Raw genomic sequence first — 17,293 nt, 5'->3', positions numbered from 1 at the left:
CGTTGCGGCCCAGGAACTCAAGATTGCCGTCCGGCAGATAACGTGCAAGGTCGCCGGTCCGGTACAGCCGATCGCCCTCGACAAAGGGACTGGCGATGAACCGCTCCGCGGTCAGCTCAGGGCGGTTGAGGTAGCCCCGTGCCACCCCCGCCCCGCCAATGTAAAGCTCGCCCACCGCGCCGAACGGCACAGGCGCGCCATAGCCATCCAGCAAGTACACCCGCGTGTTGGCGATTGGACGCCCGACGTGAGGCATCTGGGGCCAACATGACGGATCAGCTGCAAGGTGGTGCTCGGAAATGACGCTGATTTCCGTGGACCCATATTGATTGATCAATCTCGCGTTCGGATGTGCTTCGAAGAACGCCCTAAGCAGTGGAGTGGCCTGTAATCGCTCGCCGGCTGTATAAAGCTCTCTTAAAGCGCGCAGCTGCACCCGCTGCGTGCTCCAGACTTCCGCAAAATGATTCAATGCCACGAACGGGAGGAAAAGCCGCTCGATGGCCTCCCGCTCTACAAATTCCAGCAGGTCGGAGAAGCGCCTCCGGGTCTGTTCCCGCACGAGCACAAGCACTCCGCCGTCCTTCCAACAGATGAACAATTCCTGACAGGACACATCGAAGTTCAGGGTCGCGAATTGAAGTGTGCGCTGTTTTGACGTGCCAATGCCCGCAAGCGAATTCACAAGCGCGCCATGGGACATTTCAACGCCCTTGGGGATTCCGGTTGAGCCGGAGGTATAGATGACGTAGGCGAGATGGCGCGATGTGAGGCCAAGCGTGCCCGGGTCCGGGTTCGAAGGCGGCCGCTCGCCCCAAGCCGGGGTCGTCGTCTCCAGATCGACCACCGTCACATCGGCCACGGCATCGGCGCCCAATGCGGTTCGACCGGCGACATCGCAAAGCAGCAGTTTCGGTTTTGCATCGTCGACAATCTGCCGCAGCCGCGCTGACGGATAAGTCGGATCTAGCGGCAGATAGGCACCGCCAGCCTTCATGATCGCCAACACACCGACCACCATCGCTAGGCTGCGTTCCAGGCAGATCGCCACCGGCTGGTCCGGCTTGACCCCGAGCTCGATCAGATAATGCGCCAGGCGGTTGGCCCGCGCATTGAGTTCGCCATAGCTCAGTCTCTCCCTCTCATGGACCACTGCAACCGCTTCCGGCGCCCTTTGCACCTGCGCCTCGAACAACTCATGGATACATCGCTCAAACGAAAAAGGCGCCGCCGTCCGATTCAAATCCTCAAGCAGATACGCGCGTTCGTCGGTTGGCAGAATGCCGATTCGGCCGACAGACTGCCCCGCATCGTCCATCACGCCGCGTAACAAAACTTGCAAATGCTGCGTCATGCCGTCGATCTGCTTGGGCGCCAATCGAGCGGCATCAAAATGCCAGCGGAAGCTCCCATCCAGAGCGCGAACCTCAAAGGTCAGCAAATCGCCGCATAAGGCTTGGCCAGTCTTGTGGCTCGCCGACAGATCGTCGGCGACGGAACAGCTTTCTGTCGCGATTGCAATACCAATCGGCCAAGGGTGGCGCGCCCGTAGCGCCTCCACTCCTCGCAGGGTCGGGCAGCGCGCGATAAGATCTCGGGCAAAGCTGGCGTGTGCCCTCAGCTGAGCGACTTCGGCCGCTACGGTTTTGCGCACTTCTTCAAAATCATAAGCAAGCTCAATGCAAACCTCCATCGGCACGACGGAGGCGATTACGAGTTTGGAGCCAGTTTGCAATCCGTCCCATGCAGGCTTCCATCCCAGTTGAAACTCTTTTTGCCCGGTGACTCGAGCGAGATAGATCAGCCAAGCGGTCACCAAATATTCCGAGCGATCTTGTGGGGAAAGTTTAGCCAAACCGCTTGGGCTAAACCACGAACTCGACTGCCATCGGGAAGGCGCCGCAGCCACGGACGATGACAGAAAAGGAAGATGCAATCTGCTAAACTGCTCGAGCCGCCGTCGCCAAAACTCCTCCCCACGCGCTAGCAGTTCATGCGCGGCAGATATGCTCTGCACCTGTTCATCGCTCAAGCTCGGAAGGCGACTTTCTTGATTCACGCAAATCGCTCACATCGGTTCGTATCTGTTGTCGGGCTTAGGCTGGTCTGCATTGATGTGACGAAACCCTTCGCCGAAGCAGATCACTCAATCTTCGTGCCAACCTTGCGCATCACCAAATATGGTGCCGGCAGCATCGCAGCTGCCACTCAACCGCGTCAGAGTTTCTGGTAAGCGTCCTCATCGAACGACTTCTCCTCTATGGCGCCCTTTAGACGATTACGCATCTATCGTGCCAACGGTGAAATCGAATTCAATCAATGCGAAAGCCACAGCAGCGCTATGTCAGCTGTCCAACAGCGTCGCCAGACATCGTACAATTGAGCGCGCTATCAATCGGCACAAACCTCCGCCCGCCTGGTCTTTCCGGACAAGGGAAAATGGACCTGGAATGCCAAAGTATTTTGTCAGCTCCGCCGAAGCGCATCGCGTGCGCCTTTCGTAAAACCGGAACAAAGACTTTTTCTGAGGTCCGCGTGCGATACGAGGCAGCGCTGGATTGCTCGAGTAAATGTATCTCGCAATTAGCGGCAGTTCATGTTGTATTGGCGTTTCTTCGCATCACTCAATATGTGGAGCCCGCCGGGTCGTCGAGCTTGTGGCGCTCGGTTCCGGTAAGGGGCGGGTTGAAGATGCTTACGAGGATCATGTCGTTGTTCCGTCCCCCGCGCAGGAAATGCTTGTCATGCTTGTCAAGCACATACATGTCACCCCTGCGAATGGGAAAGACATTGCCGTCCATGTCCTCGACCTCGCCCTCTCCGCCGATGCAGTAGCAGGCTTCGAGATGATTCCGGTATTGCAGAAGCGAAACGGTGTTAGCGCGCACCACGGTGTGGCAGATGCTAAAACCCATGCCGTCCTTATCGGTCAGAAGGCGGTGGCTAGTACCATTGCCCCAATCGACGAAGTGATCGGTTGCTTCGACGTCGCGCAGGCTACGCACAATCATAGTGTTCGATCGCCCGGTGCAGGTTGAAGTGATTGATCCAAAAGCTGGAGGCCGTTGTTCTGCCCCGGAACTGCGACTTCCCTGTCGCGCTGCCGACTGCGGTCCGTCGAAACAACCAACCGTCGGTCGCGAAGAGCCCGTGCAGCAGTCCTATGGGATCGGCTACACGCAAAAGGCCTGCCATTTGCCCGACGGCGACTAGGGAAAATATCGGCGCGAGGGTATTTCGCAGCCGAGCCCGATCGACGCGTACCAATTTGATGTTCCACCTTTGGCGTGGTGCCGCCGCTTACCTTTGGATTCCCCAGAATGCTGCTGGAGATATTGCCGGCGACATAAACTGTCTCCAATCGCAGATTTGGCAAGTCGTTTCCCTCCTTGCTGTGCCTCTCGCCGCCAGTAGAGCAAATCTCATGCCGTGGTGGCAGGCCGATGAAAGATGAAGTTGTGGCTGTCTCAGCTGGCAAGCGAGTGAGAACGATTTGGCTGGGCGTGTAGCCAATCTAACAAATTGTCGAGATATGGCCGAATACAAACGGGTCCGGAGCGAGAACCGGTCGAATAGTTCGGCTTTCTAAGGCAAAAGCCGATATAGATTGAGCAGCTGATACCCGAGCCGAATGAACTCATGTGCAGGTCAGCAGATTAGGTCTTGGGGCTGGGCCGACAGCGGGCGGATATCATCGATTATTTGCCGGGTCGCGAGCCCATGATGATGCCGTCGGCGAGAAATCGCGTGGTCCCGAATGCGAGCGTCGTTCGCGGCTCCGCGCCTATCTTGCCGACATGTCCGTCCGCTTCGGAAGGCTGAACGCGAGCGGGAAGGTCTCGGCCGAAAGAGACTCGAGGGCCGCCTGCTCCTCGGTGAGGCGTCCTTCAATGAACTGACGTTCGACATCCGACAGGTTCGACTTCAGCAGGCGAGAATAGCGGTGGATGGTGTTACGGTGAGCACGAATGCGGGCCAAATATTCATCGAGCATCCTGGACGCTCCTGAGGTCGTCGCAATCTCTACGAAGAGATATTCAGGCGAGCATGTCGTCGATCAACGCGCCGCCTGCCATCGCATCTCGGAAGCCGTTCGGCAGGCGGATAAGACTATGCTAGTTCGTGATATCATTCCCTCCCCTAGCCTAGCAACCCTCGCGACGATCCGCAGCGTTTTTGGCTCGCCATAGCCGTCCTTCTGCTCGGCTAGTCGCTCAAACAGAGCTGGATGCTTGTAAGGCGCAAGGAATAGTCGGTCACGCCCCCGGCGCCGGACGCTTGTCGCTAACAAGCTCGCCCGTCAGTATTCTCTCCCGACGAGCTGAACATCGTTTGTCGATGTGCTATACGCATCTACGTTGAGAACAGCTTTGGTTGAGAGTTTCGATGTCTCTTTCGATTGGATTGATCGTCGACGGCTATGTGAAACTAAGCAACCGCAGCGCGCTGGAGACCCTTCTGGCGCATCGGCGGGAGCTACTGCAGCAGTTGAAGTGCGTTACCGGAGTTGATCCGAAGCCAGCGATCGCTCAGGTCAGTCAAGACATCACAGTGATTGAAAGGGCACTTGCGGGGCTCGCACAGGAGTAGACAGCAATGGCGCACCCGCTCGCTTGAGTGATGGCGCTCCGGCGCCGAACACTGAGTTCGCCCTCGTTTCCGGACGAAGGTTATTAGCGTGACGCCTCACCGGCATCGTGGCGCGCAAGGGTGCGTGCGCCAAGGCTTGGATGCGCTGCCTGTTGTGCGAGCAGCTCGTTTCAACGATCGGCCTCGCAGCGAGCAACGCGCCAACCGATTCACATCGGATAACGCCGCGTCTTGGGTGACGTTAGGCCGCCATCGATTTGCGACCACGATACACCTCTGCGAGCTGGCCGGATCGCTATGCCGCAGGCGACGCGACGGCGCGCGCGAATCTGGATAGCAGGCCAGGACCTTCAGCACTGTGACTTGGAAATTCGCCTCAATGACAAGCCATGTCCTAGATCTAATCGCCACATCGTTGGTGCTCTGGAAGAGCTTCCTGACCGATCTGTTTAAGCAGATTGGGGCACGTCTCATCTCTGATGGCGGCCTTCAGGATTTTGGAGGCAACGTAGGCGCGGACGCCGGCGTCATACGGTGAGGCGCTTTCGCAGACCTCCCTATCGGCTCCAAACCCGACCGCTTGGCATCCTGCACTGTAGAGGGACTTCAATTCATGCGTTGAAGCATATCTTTGCGTCAAAAACCAGCGCCCGCCCCGCGTCTGGCGACGAAATCGGGCCAGGATCCGGCGCCCGCGCTAAGTGCCCCCTTGACTCGCCCTCCTGGCCGCTCTTGAGGGAACTTCGGCTTTATGCAGCTTAGGAGGTCGTCTGCGCGATCGTGAAGTAGTTTCATGGTCATGGGCGTGTGGTTAGTGATCCATAATTGCAGGTATTGGCAGCACACGATTTTGAGCAAACCTCCTTTGGCATGCCCGCTTGCAGGCGGATGATTTCGGTAGCGACTTGCGTTTTGGACATATAAGCCTGCTGAAGGACCCCAGCACGGAGACGCGAACGTCGCGTGAAAATTCATCGGAGGCGCTGCCGCAATGCAGGATTTGAGCGCGAGAGCGCGGCTCGTTGCATTAATCGATATTGCCATTTTGTTACCAGTCTGCGCCCAGAGCAATCACATGCAGCCGGAGGGCGGCATATTCCGCGGCCACATTGTTGGGGGTCATTACTGCAACTGAGCTTGAGCGACGAGCGAGATGGCGTCGCCGAAAGTGCCGTCGAATCTACGACCTGGGCGAAGGCCCTTTGCAGGGAGTGAGCTAGCAACCAGCCCACCGCGGGCTGCGTGTGAAACGCTCTGATCTGACGCCGAGGCGCCTCGTTCAGGGAAGAGAAGCAACTGGGCTGTTCAGATTATCTGCTGTGTTTGTCGAATCGGAAAGGGAGCTACATGAATCATCTCGGCAGCAGCTATCGTCGCACACCATCTGTGATGACAGACGAACAGCACGAGCTGAAGCGGTGCAAGCAGGAGATTGCGCGCCTCAAACAGCTGGTTGTACGACTTTCTGAAATTGTTTTGCGCGACGTCGTAAAAAGCGCGCAAAGCGGTCGGAACGCCCCGGAGTGTCCAAGCGAGCCGCCGAAATCATAAAACGGAAAGCGAACTCGCACTTGGCTGCTCTCGGCAGCGCGGCAGCGGCCCCGCCTCGCTCCACCCCGTCAGCCGGCAGAGCCGATCTCAGCCGACATCATGAGGTTGAGCGGGGGGGCAGTTGTTCAGCACGCAAAGGGCAGTTCCGGGTCGCCTTCGAGAGATGTTGAGGATTTCAGGGCCAACCCATCCGGTTCGACTGTTTGTGAGCGCAATCACTTGCGGATCTAGCTACGATGGCGACCGGGATAGGACTACATTGTCGATCAACCGAGTGGAGCCGACGTACGCTGCGACACAGAGTGCCGCCGGGTAGCGCAGAGGGCTCTCGGCAATCCTTAGGGTCCCAGTGTCGACAAGCTCAAGGTACTGCAGTCGATCGACCATTTCCAAATGCTTTCTTGCAAGCGCAATCAGCGTTGCCGCATCGCGCTCCCCTGAGGCAAACTCATGCGCTGCGGCGAACAAGCCACGGCTGATCGCAAGGCTCCGACCACGTTCTTCCGAGCTGAGATAACGGTTGCGACTGCTCATTGCCAGCCCATCTGGCTCCCGCACGGTTGGCACAGTGACAATCTCGATCGGAAGATTCAGATCAACCGTCACGCGGCGTATCACAGCGCATTGCTGAAAATCCTTCTGTCCAAAGTACGCGACGTTCGGCTGCACCATGTTGAATAGCTTGCAGACGACAGTCGCTACACCACGAAAATGTCCAGGCCTGAAAGCACCGCAGAGCGGTTTTGCGAGTTCGCCCGGCTCGACAAAGCTCTCAAATTGAGCCGGATAGATCTCCTCTGCACTTGGCGCGAAGATGATGGTGACCCCGGCACTGCGGCACCACGCTTCATCGCGCGCGAAGTCGCGAGGGTACCTGCTGAGATCCTCATTTGGGCCGAACTGAGTGGGGTTGACGAAGATGCTGACGACAGTGACGTCGCAGTGTCCCCGGCTTGCCGAGATCAGGGCCAGGTGGCCGTCGTGCAAGTATCCCATCGCCGGAACGAATCCGATGCGCTTATCGGCATTGCGAACGTCTGCAAGGGCGCGACGCAGCTCAGCGACCTTCGTAATGACTTGCATTTCTTACCTTGAGGTTGAATTGGAGGGCACCCAGTTGGCGACGGCATGCCGAAGCTGATCAGGAAGCCGATAGCACTCCTCCGAGCCCGGGAATGCACCTTTGCGGATATCGGCAGCCCAGCGCGACAGCGCCTCCTGGAACAGCTGGAATCCATTTGTATAGGCACGAACGAATTTGGGGCGATGACCTTCGGTTAGCCCCAAGACATCATGAAACACGAGCACTTGGCCCGAGCAATCAGGTCCTGCTCCGATCCCGATGGTGGGTATCGTGAGACATTCGGTCGCTCGCGACGCGAGCTCGGCAGGAATGCCCTCCAGGACCAGCGCGAAGCAGCCGGCTTCCTGCAGACGGTGGGCGTCATCGAGCAGCCGCAAGGCGGTATCCGTTGTCCGTCCCTGCACCTTGAATCCACCCATGACGTTGACGCTCTGCGGGGTCAGACCGAGATGTCCCATCACAGGAATTTCGCAATCGACCAAGGCGCGTACCATATCGATGCGTTTGGCACCACCCTCGAGTTTCACAGCATCGGCGCCACGCTGCAGAAAACCTCCTGCGTTGCGAATCGTATCCTCAGAACCGACATGAAAGCTCAGAAAGGGCATGTCGGCCACAAGCAGGGCATGAGGCTTCGTGCGCGCAACAGCCTCCAGGTGATGATTCATCATGGCCACGCTGACGGGCAGCGTGTTGTCGAATCCCAGGCAGACGTTTCCAACGCTATCGCCGACCAGGATGATATCGACAATGGGATCCGCGATGCGCGTCGCAACCGCATCGTAGGCGGTGGTCATCACGACACGCCGTCCTTTATCCTTCCACTGCTGCAGTGCCGGAATCGTGACACGCTCTAGAGGCTGCTCTGAACTGTGGCTCATATTGAATCCGCTCCCCACACACCGTCGGCGCTTCCTAGAGAAGGCAGGAGAAACCTGTCAATGGTATGGAGGATGGAGATCCCAGTTTCTCTAGAACTGGAGAACAGAGCAAAAACAGCCCAATGGTCGCGCAACCATGAGACAAGACCTTCCTCATCGCGATTTCACCTCCCGATGGCTCGTCTTCCCGTGCAGTTTCAGCGGCTATGCCAGCCGCGGCCTCAATCGAGGAGCGGCGCTCGCGACGAGCCACCATCTGCACGCGTTTCTGGGCTAGTTGCAGTCTCTCCAAACGGTGACGGCTCGACCGGACCGAGCTGCAGATGCACGCGTGGGGACTTCGTCTTTAGGCACATCTGCGTGTCTGCCCCCTAGGGGTACTCGTTAGCCTCCCGCTTTCGCGCTGGCGCACCGAGCAAAGCAAACGGATGGCAGGCCAGGAACGTCCAAAAGTCACAGGCCGCCGTAAGCGCAGCGAGAGTCGCGGTCGAGTAGATGTCGTCGCGAAGGCGCTCAGACCGAGCCAGCCTGCTGGCCCTGTAGGCTCTGAAGTCGATTATTTTTGCCGATGTTTCTGTCACTTGATTTCCACGCGCTCTAGAGGGCCACTTGAATTCTCTGACCAGGGTCGTACCGGCACAACTCAGTCCATTCCTAAGCGGCTCGCCCCCGTCGCAACCAATTCTGATCGGCCTCCCGCCGCGCCTTAAAGCGGTTGACGCATTTCTTGGAGCAAAGGGCCGTTCGCCAGCAGTAATGGCGGATCAGCCCAAACTTTCCGCCGCATATCGCGCAGCATGTGGCTGAATGGTCGGGGGAATTACGGAATCCAATGTGCATTCTCGCCTCCTGTCAGACGTTTACTTGGGGAAGCCCCGCTGCCCTCTGACCACAGCACCACGCGCGCACCAAAGGTGCGGTCGCCCGGCGGTCCATTTCCCTGGTTCTTGCAGCCATCAAGAGTCTTGACTCTGATGTGCGGCTGCCTCGCGAAGCAGTACTTTCCGCAGAAAGCCTCGCCGAGAATTTGCTCAAGATAATGGATTTCTCTATCGTGGTTAACGCAATTCGCCCGACATTTCGGCCAAATGCTGCGCCTTTCATGGCTAGCCCGCAGGATTGCTGCGGCAGCGGGGTCGGGAGCGCTTAAGTGCTTAAAGCACGATCAGCCTGCGAGCCTTGGGTGCTGCATTCTCGTTGCACTATCAAGCGGCAGCAATACGGACACTTTCGCCTTCCAAGATGCTGTCGCTGCAGATGATTGCACAGCCTCGTGCATCTCACATCAGCAAGTCAGCAGCGTCGCGGATGGCAGTATAGATTTCATCAAGGTCGGCCGCCGTAACGCAGTAAGGCGGCATCACGTAGATCGTGTTACCGAGTGGGCGTAGCAGCAGATTCCGCGCTTGGAAGAAAGCCAAAAGCCTCGGACCGATGTCCGCCAGATAGCCGGCATCGCTCGTGTTGAGTTCAAGCGCTGTGACTGTTCCCGTGCGTCGGACGTTTGCGAACCGTGAATCGGCGCGGAATGGCACGAGTGCCTGCTCTTGCATCCTGGCCAAGGATGCCAGCCGCCAGCGATATTCCTGATCCTGCCATAGGTCCAGATTAGCCTTGGCCGCGGCACAGGCCACTGGATTGGCCGTATATGAGCTCGAATGAAAAAACGTACGTGTGCGATCTTCAGAATAATGCGCATCGAAAATATCGGCACGACAGAGTGTGACGGCGAGCGGCAGCGCCCCACCCGTGAGGCCTTTCGAATAGCAGGCAATATCGGGCATGACATCGGCCTGCTCACACGCAAACAAGGTACCCGTCCGGCCCCAGCCGGTCATGACCTCGTCCGCAATGAACAAGACGTCGAAGGCTTCGCAGATCCGCTTCATCTCTCTTAGGGTCGAGGGAGAATACATCAGCATTCCACCGGCACCCAATATCAGGGGTTCCACGATAAAGGCTGCGGGATGTTCGTTTCTACACGCGTTTTCAAGCGCATCGAGCGCTCTTTGCTCACGATCTCTTGCCGGGAACGGAATCGAGGTCACCTCGAACATCAGCGCCCCGTAGGCCGCATTGAAGACGCCTCGGCTACCTACCGACATCGCCCCGATCGTGTCGCCATGGTACGAGTGCTGCATCACCACAATTTGGGTTCGCTGTCTTCCGGTATTGCGCCAGTAGCCGAGCGCCATTTTCAGCGCGACTTCGACGCTGGTTGACCCGCTATCGGAGAAGAACACATGTTCGAGCGCCGGGGAGGTGACCTTCAATAGTTCCGTCGCAACTTGCTCAGCCGGGTCGTGAGTGTATCCGGCGAAGATGACCTGGTTGAGCTTGCCTGCCTGCTCTCGGATCGCGTTCACGATGCATGGATGGCAATGGCCGTGGGTCACGACCCACCAGGAGGAGATTGCATCGATAAGGCGTCGGCCATCTTCGGTGTAGAGATAAGCCCCCTCTCCCCGCAGCACCTTCGTCATGTCCCGCTGTAGAGCATGCTGCGTGAACGGGTGCCAGATCGGCGACCTCCTGGCTATCTTCATAGGTTCAGGAAATCGCTGCTAACAAAGGAGTCTTTGAAAGCCGCCTGCAGCCTATCGTCCGTGAGGGGAACAACCCACGGGAGCCGTCCCAACCAACGCACTCTCCCGATCTCGCAAATCGCGCTTTCAGTTTCGGCGTTTCTTTCGCCAATGAACGCAATTCCAAGGATTCGAATCTGACGCTTCCGCAGAGCCTCTATGGAGAGCAGGGAGTGATTGATTGTGCCCAGTCCCGTCCTTGCGCAAAGCACGACGGGGAGCTGCCAGCGCTCGAAGATGTCGATGTAAAGAGTGCGCGCTGTCAGCGGCACCATGAGTCCGCCGGCGCCCTCGATCACGAGTTGCCGCTCGCCGCTGTCCGGCAGTCGAAGCGTCTCTGTATCTATGCGAACACCGTCGATCTCCGCGGAGTAATGGGGCGACGCAGGCGTCCGAAGTCGGTAGAGCTCCGGGACAATCCGATCGGACGAGAGGCCACCGAGGCGGCGGATGCACTCGGAATCGGTCTCTTGTTCGAGTCCAGCCTGGACCGGCTTCCAGTAATTCGCGCCGAGAAGGCCGGCGAGCCCTGCGGAAAATACCGTTTTGCCGACCCCGGTGTCCGTACCAGCCACGACGATCCGCTTATTCATCAAAACGAGCCCTCGTCACCTCAACCAGCGCATCGAGCATTGCGCGCACGTCCTCTTCCCCAACATTGAGTGTCAACGAAATTCGCAACCGGGCGGTGCCTGCAGGGACGGTTGGCGGCCGAATTCCGCGGATGTCGAAGCCGCGCGCCTGCAGAGCAGAGGCAAGTCGCATTGCATGAGCATTATCACCTACGATGTACGGCACGATCTGAGAGGTCGATGGTGTGCGCAAACCAAGCAAGGTGATCTGCCGATGGGCGAACGCAACGAGATTGGCCAGCCGCTGCTGCCGCTCCGGCTCTTTCTGCAGGGTGAGAAGTGCCTCTCGAACGGCAACGGCCATCAATGGTGATGGGGCGGTGGCAAAAATAAACGGACGGCAGCGGTTGACCATGAAATCGCGCAAGATGCCGGAGGCCGTAACCAGTGCACCCGCCGCACCGAGCGCTTTGCCGCAGGTATGAACGACGATGAGATTTTCGCGCCTGTCATAAGGGGCCGTGAGCCCTCGTCCCTGATGCCCGTAAGCGCCTGTGGCATGAGCCTCATCCACGATCAGAAACGCGTCGTGGCGATCGGCGATTGCCACCAGCTCTTCGAGTGGAGCGAAATCGCCGTCCATACTGTAGAGACTTTCGGCCACAATCCAGACGCGGCCCGCCCCACCTTTGTTTCGCCAGTCGCGAATTTCGTCTTCGAGTGACTGGGGATCATTGTGCGCGTGAATTCGACACTCTGCGCGGCCGGCCCGTGCCCCCTCGTGAATACTGGCGTGCACGAGCGAATCGAGAACGAGCAGATCGCCGTGCTGCGGCAGCGTTGTCAGGAGGGCAAAATTTGCGATGTAGCCGCCTCCAAAGAAAAGCGCTGCCTCCGCGCCAAAGAACTGAGCCGCTTCCGTCTCGAGCCGTTCATGCTCCTCGCAATTGCCGCGCAGAAGCCGCGACCCGCCGGCTCCAATCGGAGTGCCCGCATCGAGCGCGGCGACCATCGCCTTTTTGATGTGCGAGTCGTTGCCGAGCGCCAGATAGTCGTTCGATGCGAAATCGATCCCCACGCGGGGCTTGAGGCAGCGCAGCCGTTTATCTTCGTTCAACGCATTCAACGCTGCGACGTAGGGACCAAGTCTAGCTGTTTGGATTGACCGCATTCATCACTCCGAGGCTCGCATCAAATCACGCAAAAAATGCGTTGGCCGTTTAAGAAGGAAGGATGGCCGGAGGTTCAACTTGCCAGGATGCGATTGTCTCTGTCCACACGCACAATGCGTGGCTTGAATATCTTTGCTTCGGCCTCGTCGAATGAGGCATATGCAACGATAATGATCTTGTCTCCGGGCATCGCCAGTCGGGCGGCCGCACCGTTCAGGCTTATCGTGCCAGACATCGGCGGCGCCTCGATCACGTAGGTGGCAAAGCGCATCCCTGTTTCGACATTGTAGATTTCGACGCGCTCGTTGATCACCATTCCTGCCGCGTCCAGGAGCGTACGATCTATCGAGATCGAGCCTTCATAGTGAAGATCAGCTTCGGTCACTGAGGCGCGATGGATTTTGCCCTTCATCAAAGTTATCTGCATTTCTCACCTAGGCTGGATGTAGGGGGCAACATATTGCGCGCACTGCTTCCGTCAGGAGAGCCCGGACGTGATGCCGAGCCGGGCCAGCAGATCCGCGTCGCGATCAACTTTCGGGTTTTTGGTGGTCAAGAGCACGTCGCCGACGAAGATTGAATTTGCGCCGGCCAAGAAGCAAAGCGCCTGCAATTCATCGGTCATGTATTGCCGCCCGGCGGACAAGCGAACCACACTCCTCGGCATCATGATCCGCGCGGTCGCCAGCAGCCGGACCAGCGCGATCGGATCGGGAGGCCCCGCGGTGTCTTCCACCGGCACGCCCTCGATCTTGTTCCACAGGTTGATCGGCACGCTTTCGGGATGGTTGGGAAGATTGGCGAGCAGCACGAGCATACCCAGGCGGTCCTCGACGCGCTCGCCCATGCCGATAATCCCGCCGCAGCAGATCTTGATGCCGGCATCGCGCACATGCGCCAGCGTATCGATGCGGTCCTGCAGGCTGCGGGTGGTGATGATCTTGCTGTAAAACTCGGGCGATGTGTCGACGTTGTGATTGTAGAAGTCAAGGCCGGCCTCGGCGAGGCGCGCGGCCTGCTTCGTTGTCAGCATGCCGAGCGTGACGCACGTTTCCATGCCGAATCCCTTGACCGCCTTGACCATGTCGCAGACGGAATCAAGATCGCGATCTTTTGGCGTGCGCCAGGCCGCGGCCATGCAGAAGCGCGTGGCGCCGGCACCCTTCGCGCGCTGCGCGGTCGCAACCACATCGGCGCAACGCATCAGACGAGTGGCTTTCAGGCCGGTCTCGTAATGCGCGCTTTGCGAGCAGTAGCCGCAGTCTTCCGGACAGCCGCCGGTCTTGATGCTGAGCAGGCTCGCAGTTTCGACGTGGTTTGGATCGAAGTTCTTGCGATGAGCGTGCTGCGCCTGAAGCATCAGGTCGGCAAAAGGACGGTCGTAGAGCGCCTTAGCCTCTTCGACATTCCAATGATAACGAACCTGCGTCCCGTTGCCTGCTTCCTTCCGCTGGACTTGCGCAGCAGCATCCATAAGCCAATCCCGCTCAATTGTAGATAATCGCGTCAATTATCTATAGTCATTGCCCTCGAAGAGATGCTAATCGAGCTGTCTCGCAAATGCACCGGTTATTGCGGTAGATAATCTATGATCACTAGTGACAACATGACGACGGTCGCGCGCATCGCGGACTCAATTGCTGAGCGCATTATCAGCGGCGCCTTAGAGCCAGGCGCGCCACTCCGTCAGGATCACGTGGCACGAGAATTCAATTCCAGCCACGTCCCCGTGCGCGAGGCCTTTCGGCAGTTGCAGGCACAACATCTTGTTGTCGCGGTGCCGCGTCGCGGTGTTCGGGTTTCCCCGCTCGATACCCGTTCAGTGAAGGAGATCGCCGAAATGCGCGCCGCGCTCGAAGTGGTGGCATTGCGCCATTCGGGGCCAAGGCTCACAACAGCTCATTTGGCTCAGATCGAGCTCGCCCTGATCGAAGGAGACAATGCAAAGACGATCGAGGAGTTTGAGACAGCCAACCGCGCCTTTCACCAAGCCTTGGTCGCGCCGTGCGGAATGCCGCGTCTGCTCGCGAGCCTCGATGGACTGCAGCTTGCCAATTCTCGATTGGTGTTCGCGATGGCGCGATCGGTGGGCTGGCGACCGCGCTCCAATCAAGATCACCGCCTGATTCTGCAAGCCTTGCGAACGCGCAACGTCGATCAAGCCTGTAATCTGCTCACGCGGCACATTCAAACCATTGAGCGCCTTGCCCTTCCGGCGCCCTGAGCAAATCTGGCAAGCTTCATTGCGGATCGCCGACGATCGCAAGCGACGATCATGCGGCAAGCGACTAGCCTCATTGCAACGGGCTCTATTCCCAGATAGTTATGCCACCCACTAGCGACATCTCCACGGACGGCCATGATTCGTCACATCGTCTTCTTCAGCGCCAAGGACGAGGCGCATATCGACCATATCATCGAAGGTCTTTCGCTTCTCACCACGATACCACATGCGCGCCGGCTTGAGGTTGCCCGCAACCGCAAGACCGATCAGCTCGGCAACGATATCGATGTCGTGGTCTATGGTGAGTTCGACAGCGAGGCGGAGCTCGCAGCGTACAAGGCGCACGATCTCTACCGGGAGTCGATTAAGCGGGTCCGACCGCTCCGCGAGCTGCGGTTCGCGGCCGACTACGATGCATAGATACCCCTTGCGCCTCCACGGCAGGATGATCCAGGTGCTGTCGCAGCAAAAAGTCCACCGCCTGGTTAACTTGGCAATGGGCCTCAAGTTTCGGCCCATCGCAGGCAAGCGTCGTTCTCATCGGGGGGGCCAACAGATGGAACGGCACTTTCACGACGTCAGCCGCCGGTGACCGATAACCACGATGTACGTTCGCGAGTTGCAGTGGGTTGACCCTGTCATAGCGATGCGACGTCTCGGGCATCGATCGCATCTCACGTTTCTCGATAGCGTAGCAAGGCACGAGCTGCTTGGGCGCTACTCATATCTAACGTGCGACCCGTTCAGCACCTATAGGGTCGCGAACGGCCAAGTCAGTTGGAACGGACTGACTCTCGAGGCCGATCCATGGAAGGTCCTTCGCACGCTACTCGCGAAGTACCCGCAAGAGCATCGTCCCGATCTCCCGCCGTTCCAGGGAGGAGCGGCGGGCTACCTTGCCTACGACATGAACAGGACATTGGAGCGATTGTCTGCGCCGGCAATTGCCGGTCTGGGTTTGCCCCAATCCATCCTGCATTTCTATGATGTGGTCATCAGCTTCGACCACCGGGATAACAAATGCTGGATCGTCTCGACCGGATGGCCGGAGCAGGATCGGGTGCGACGGAGCGAACGAGCGCGTCGTCGAGCCGACCAGTTTGCAGCATTGCTTGCCGGTCCAAAGGCGCCACAGAAGGGTTGTCCCAGCAAAGCGGGCGCATGGCGCTCGAACTTCAGCCGCGAGGGCTACGTTGCGGCGGTACAACGCGTGATCGACTTGATCCTGGCGGGTGACGTGTTCCAGGCGAATATTGCGCAGCGTTTCAGCGCCCGCCTGTCGACCTCGTTTGATCCACTCGCCTTCTATTGCCAGCTACGATCATTGAATCCAGCGCCTTTTGCGGCCCTGCTGCGATGGGGAAAGCTGACCATCGCATCAAGTTCGCCGGAACGATTCCTGAAGCTTGAGGGACGACAAGTCGAGACACGACCTATCAAGGGCACGATCGCGCGTTCTCCTGATTTCAAGGAAGACCAGCGCCGTGCGGCTGTTCTCCTCGCTTCCGAAAAGGATCATGCCGAGAACACGATGATTGTTGACCTTTTGCGCAACGATCTGTCACGCGTTTGCACCGCGCATTCGGTCGAGGTTCCGGCCCTGTGCAATCTCGAGTCCTATGCCTCAGTGCACCATCTCGTGTCGATCGTTACGGGGAAACTTGCCGGAGGCGAAGACGCCGTTAGCCTGCTCCGTGCTTGCTTCCCCGGCGGCTCCATTACGGGAGCGCCAAAGCTGCGGTCGATGGAAATTATTACAGAAATCGAGCGCATAGCGCGAGAGGTCTATTGTGGGGCGATCGGCTTCATCGGCTTCAACGGGCACATGGACACAAGTATTGCGATCCGCACGGTCACGATCGACGGCGACCTGGCTGTGTTTCATGCGGGCAGCGGTATAACGGCCCTGTCGGAGCCCGAGGCCGAATACGAGGAAACGCTCGCCAAGGCAGAGCGAATCTTTGATGCATTTGGTTCTGAACCAGCTGGTGCATTTTGATTGTCATCATCGATAATTACGATTCCTTCGTGTTCAACATTGCCCGCTATTTCCACAAGCTCAGTGAAGCAACGGAAGTGATCCGAAACGATGCTATCAGCATCAGCGAGCTCGTTGGTCTCAACCCGCGCGCGGTGGTCATATCGCCCGGCCCCTGCACCCCAAATGAGGCAGGAATATCGACAGCAGTGGTTCGCGAACTTTCAGGACGCGTACCAATTCTCGGCATCTGCCTTGGACATCAATGTATTGGAAGCGTTTTCGGAGGACGGGTGGCGCGTGCGCATCGGCCCATGCACGGTCGGCGCTCGTACATTGCGCATGACGGCCGAGGGTTATTCAAGGGGCTGCCAACCCCGCTTGACGTCGGACGCTACCATTCTCTTATCGTCGAGCTTGATCAGTCATGTGCGCAGAATCTCATAGTGACAGCGCGTTCGGAGGAAGGCGAGATCATGGCCTTCACGCACGGCTATTATCCCACTTATGGGGTCCAGTTCCATCCCGAGTCGATACTTACGTCACAGGGGCACGTCCTGCTTATGAACTTCTTGCGACTCACAGAGGATTTTCGAAACCACGCGGAGCAATGAGAGGCGGCTCGCCTGCCGATCAAGATGGTGGACTGTTGGTTT

At 58.3% G+C, this 17,293-nt stretch carries 16 protein-coding genes; 6 read left to right on the top strand and 10 right to left on the bottom strand.

What is annotated here, in order from left to right; genetic code table 11:
* The 3 genes from I6F37_RS34495 to I6F37_RS34485 form a co-directional block, all read right to left on the bottom strand.
* The coding region (locus I6F37_RS34495; RefSeq protein WP_225130828.1) for an amino acid adenylation domain-containing protein at positions 1–1,816 on the bottom strand (1,816 nt) is incomplete at its 3' end.
* Between the two features lie 808 nt (positions 1,817–2,624).
* Complete coding sequence (locus tag I6F37_RS34490) at positions 2,625–3,011, bottom strand: ectoine synthase (RefSeq protein WP_225130830.1); 387 nt, start codon at positions 3,009–3,011, stop codon at positions 2,625–2,627.
* 773 nt (positions 3,012–3,784) lie between these two features.
* Entirely contained in the window at positions 3,785–3,994 is a 210-nt protein-coding gene (locus I6F37_RS34485; protein WP_225130838.1) for a hypothetical protein, read from the bottom strand.
* A 392-nt stretch (positions 3,995–4,386) separates the two neighbouring features.
* On the opposite strand from I6F37_RS34485, the gene I6F37_RS34480 reads away from it, so the two are divergent.
* The gene (locus I6F37_RS34480; protein WP_225130840.1) at positions 4,387–4,590 is read left to right on the top strand and encodes a hypothetical protein; all 204 of its coding nucleotides are present in this window, start codon (positions 4,387–4,389) and stop codon (positions 4,588–4,590) included.
* A gap of 1,347 nt (positions 4,591–5,937) precedes the next feature.
* Positions 5,938–6,141: a hypothetical protein gene (locus I6F37_RS34475; protein ID WP_225130842.1), complete on the top strand. Its 204-nt coding sequence runs from the start codon at positions 5,938–5,940 to the stop codon at positions 6,139–6,141.
* Between the two features lie 231 nt (positions 6,142–6,372).
* Here I6F37_RS34475 and panC read toward each other — a convergent pair whose 3' ends face one another.
* The 7 genes from panC to bioB all read right to left on the bottom strand — a co-directional run bounded on the left by panC (position 6,373) and on the right by bioB (position 13,909).
* Positions 6,373–7,224: a pantoate--beta-alanine ligase gene (gene panC, locus I6F37_RS34470; protein WP_225130843.1), complete on the bottom strand. Its 852-nt coding sequence runs from the start codon at positions 7,222–7,224 to the stop codon at positions 6,373–6,375.
* A 3-nt stretch (positions 7,225–7,227) separates the two neighbouring features.
* Positions 7,228–8,106, bottom strand: a complete 879-nt coding sequence (gene panB, locus I6F37_RS34465; RefSeq protein ID WP_225130853.1) for a 3-methyl-2-oxobutanoate hydroxymethyltransferase — start codon at positions 8,104–8,106, stop codon at positions 7,228–7,230.
* A 1,280-nt stretch (positions 8,107–9,386) separates the two neighbouring features.
* The gene (locus I6F37_RS34460) at positions 9,387–10,652 is read right to left on the bottom strand and encodes an adenosylmethionine--8-amino-7-oxononanoate transaminase (RefSeq protein WP_225130855.1); all 1,266 of its coding nucleotides are present in this window, start codon (positions 10,650–10,652) and stop codon (positions 9,387–9,389) included.
* Positions 10,649–11,284, bottom strand: a complete 636-nt coding sequence (gene bioD, locus I6F37_RS34455; RefSeq protein ID WP_225130857.1) for a dethiobiotin synthase — start codon at positions 11,282–11,284, stop codon at positions 10,649–10,651. The genes I6F37_RS34460 and bioD overlap by 4 nt, the downstream gene beginning before the upstream one ends.
* Positions 11,277–12,434 carry an 8-amino-7-oxononanoate synthase gene (locus tag I6F37_RS34450; RefSeq protein ID WP_225130859.1) on the bottom strand — a complete coding sequence of 386 codons (1,158 nt, stop codon included), beginning with the start codon at positions 12,432–12,434 and terminating at the stop codon, positions 11,277–11,279. The genes bioD and I6F37_RS34450 overlap by 8 nt, the downstream gene beginning before the upstream one ends.
* Positions 12,435–12,508: 74 nt before the next feature.
* Entirely contained in the window at positions 12,509–12,862 is a 354-nt protein-coding gene (gene panD / locus I6F37_RS34445; RefSeq protein ID WP_225130861.1) for an aspartate 1-decarboxylase, read from the bottom strand.
* A 51-nt stretch (positions 12,863–12,913) separates the two neighbouring features.
* Positions 12,914–13,909, bottom strand: coding sequence for a biotin synthase BioB (gene bioB, locus I6F37_RS34440; protein ID WP_225130863.1), 996 nt, complete (start codon positions 13,907–13,909; stop codon positions 12,914–12,916).
* A 114-nt stretch (positions 13,910–14,023) separates the two neighbouring features.
* On the opposite strand from bioB, the gene I6F37_RS34435 reads away from it, so the two are divergent.
* The 4 genes from I6F37_RS34435 (at position 14,024) to I6F37_RS34420 (ending at position 17,251) form a co-directional block, all read left to right on the top strand.
* Positions 14,024–14,659 carry a GntR family transcriptional regulator gene (locus I6F37_RS34435; RefSeq protein ID WP_225130873.1) on the top strand — a complete coding sequence of 212 codons (636 nt, stop codon included), beginning with the start codon at positions 14,024–14,026 and terminating at the stop codon, positions 14,657–14,659.
* 135 nt (positions 14,660–14,794) lie between these two features.
* The gene (locus I6F37_RS34430) at positions 14,795–15,079 is read left to right on the top strand and encodes a Dabb family protein (RefSeq protein ID WP_225130875.1); all 285 of its coding nucleotides are present in this window, start codon (positions 14,795–14,797) and stop codon (positions 15,077–15,079) included.
* 184 nt (positions 15,080–15,263) lie between these two features.
* Positions 15,264–16,658 (top strand): aminodeoxychorismate synthase component I, encoded by a 1,395-nt coding sequence (pabB, locus tag I6F37_RS34425; RefSeq protein ID WP_225130877.1) that lies wholly within the window; start codon positions 15,264–15,266, stop codon positions 16,656–16,658.
* On the top strand, positions 16,655–17,251 hold the full coding sequence (locus tag I6F37_RS34420; protein WP_225130879.1) for an aminodeoxychorismate/anthranilate synthase component II: 597 nt from the start codon (positions 16,655–16,657) through the stop codon (positions 17,249–17,251). The genes pabB and I6F37_RS34420 overlap by 4 nt, the downstream gene beginning before the upstream one ends.
* Positions 17,252–17,293: the final 42 nt, after the last annotated feature.

Origin of the sequence: Bradyrhizobium sp. NBAIM08 (assembly GCF_020193935.1) — a bacterium.
Classification (GTDB): domain Bacteria; phylum Pseudomonadota; class Alphaproteobacteria; order Rhizobiales; family Xanthobacteraceae; genus Bradyrhizobium; species Bradyrhizobium yuanmingense.
This window is presented reverse-complemented; position numbering and strand designations above follow the sequence as displayed.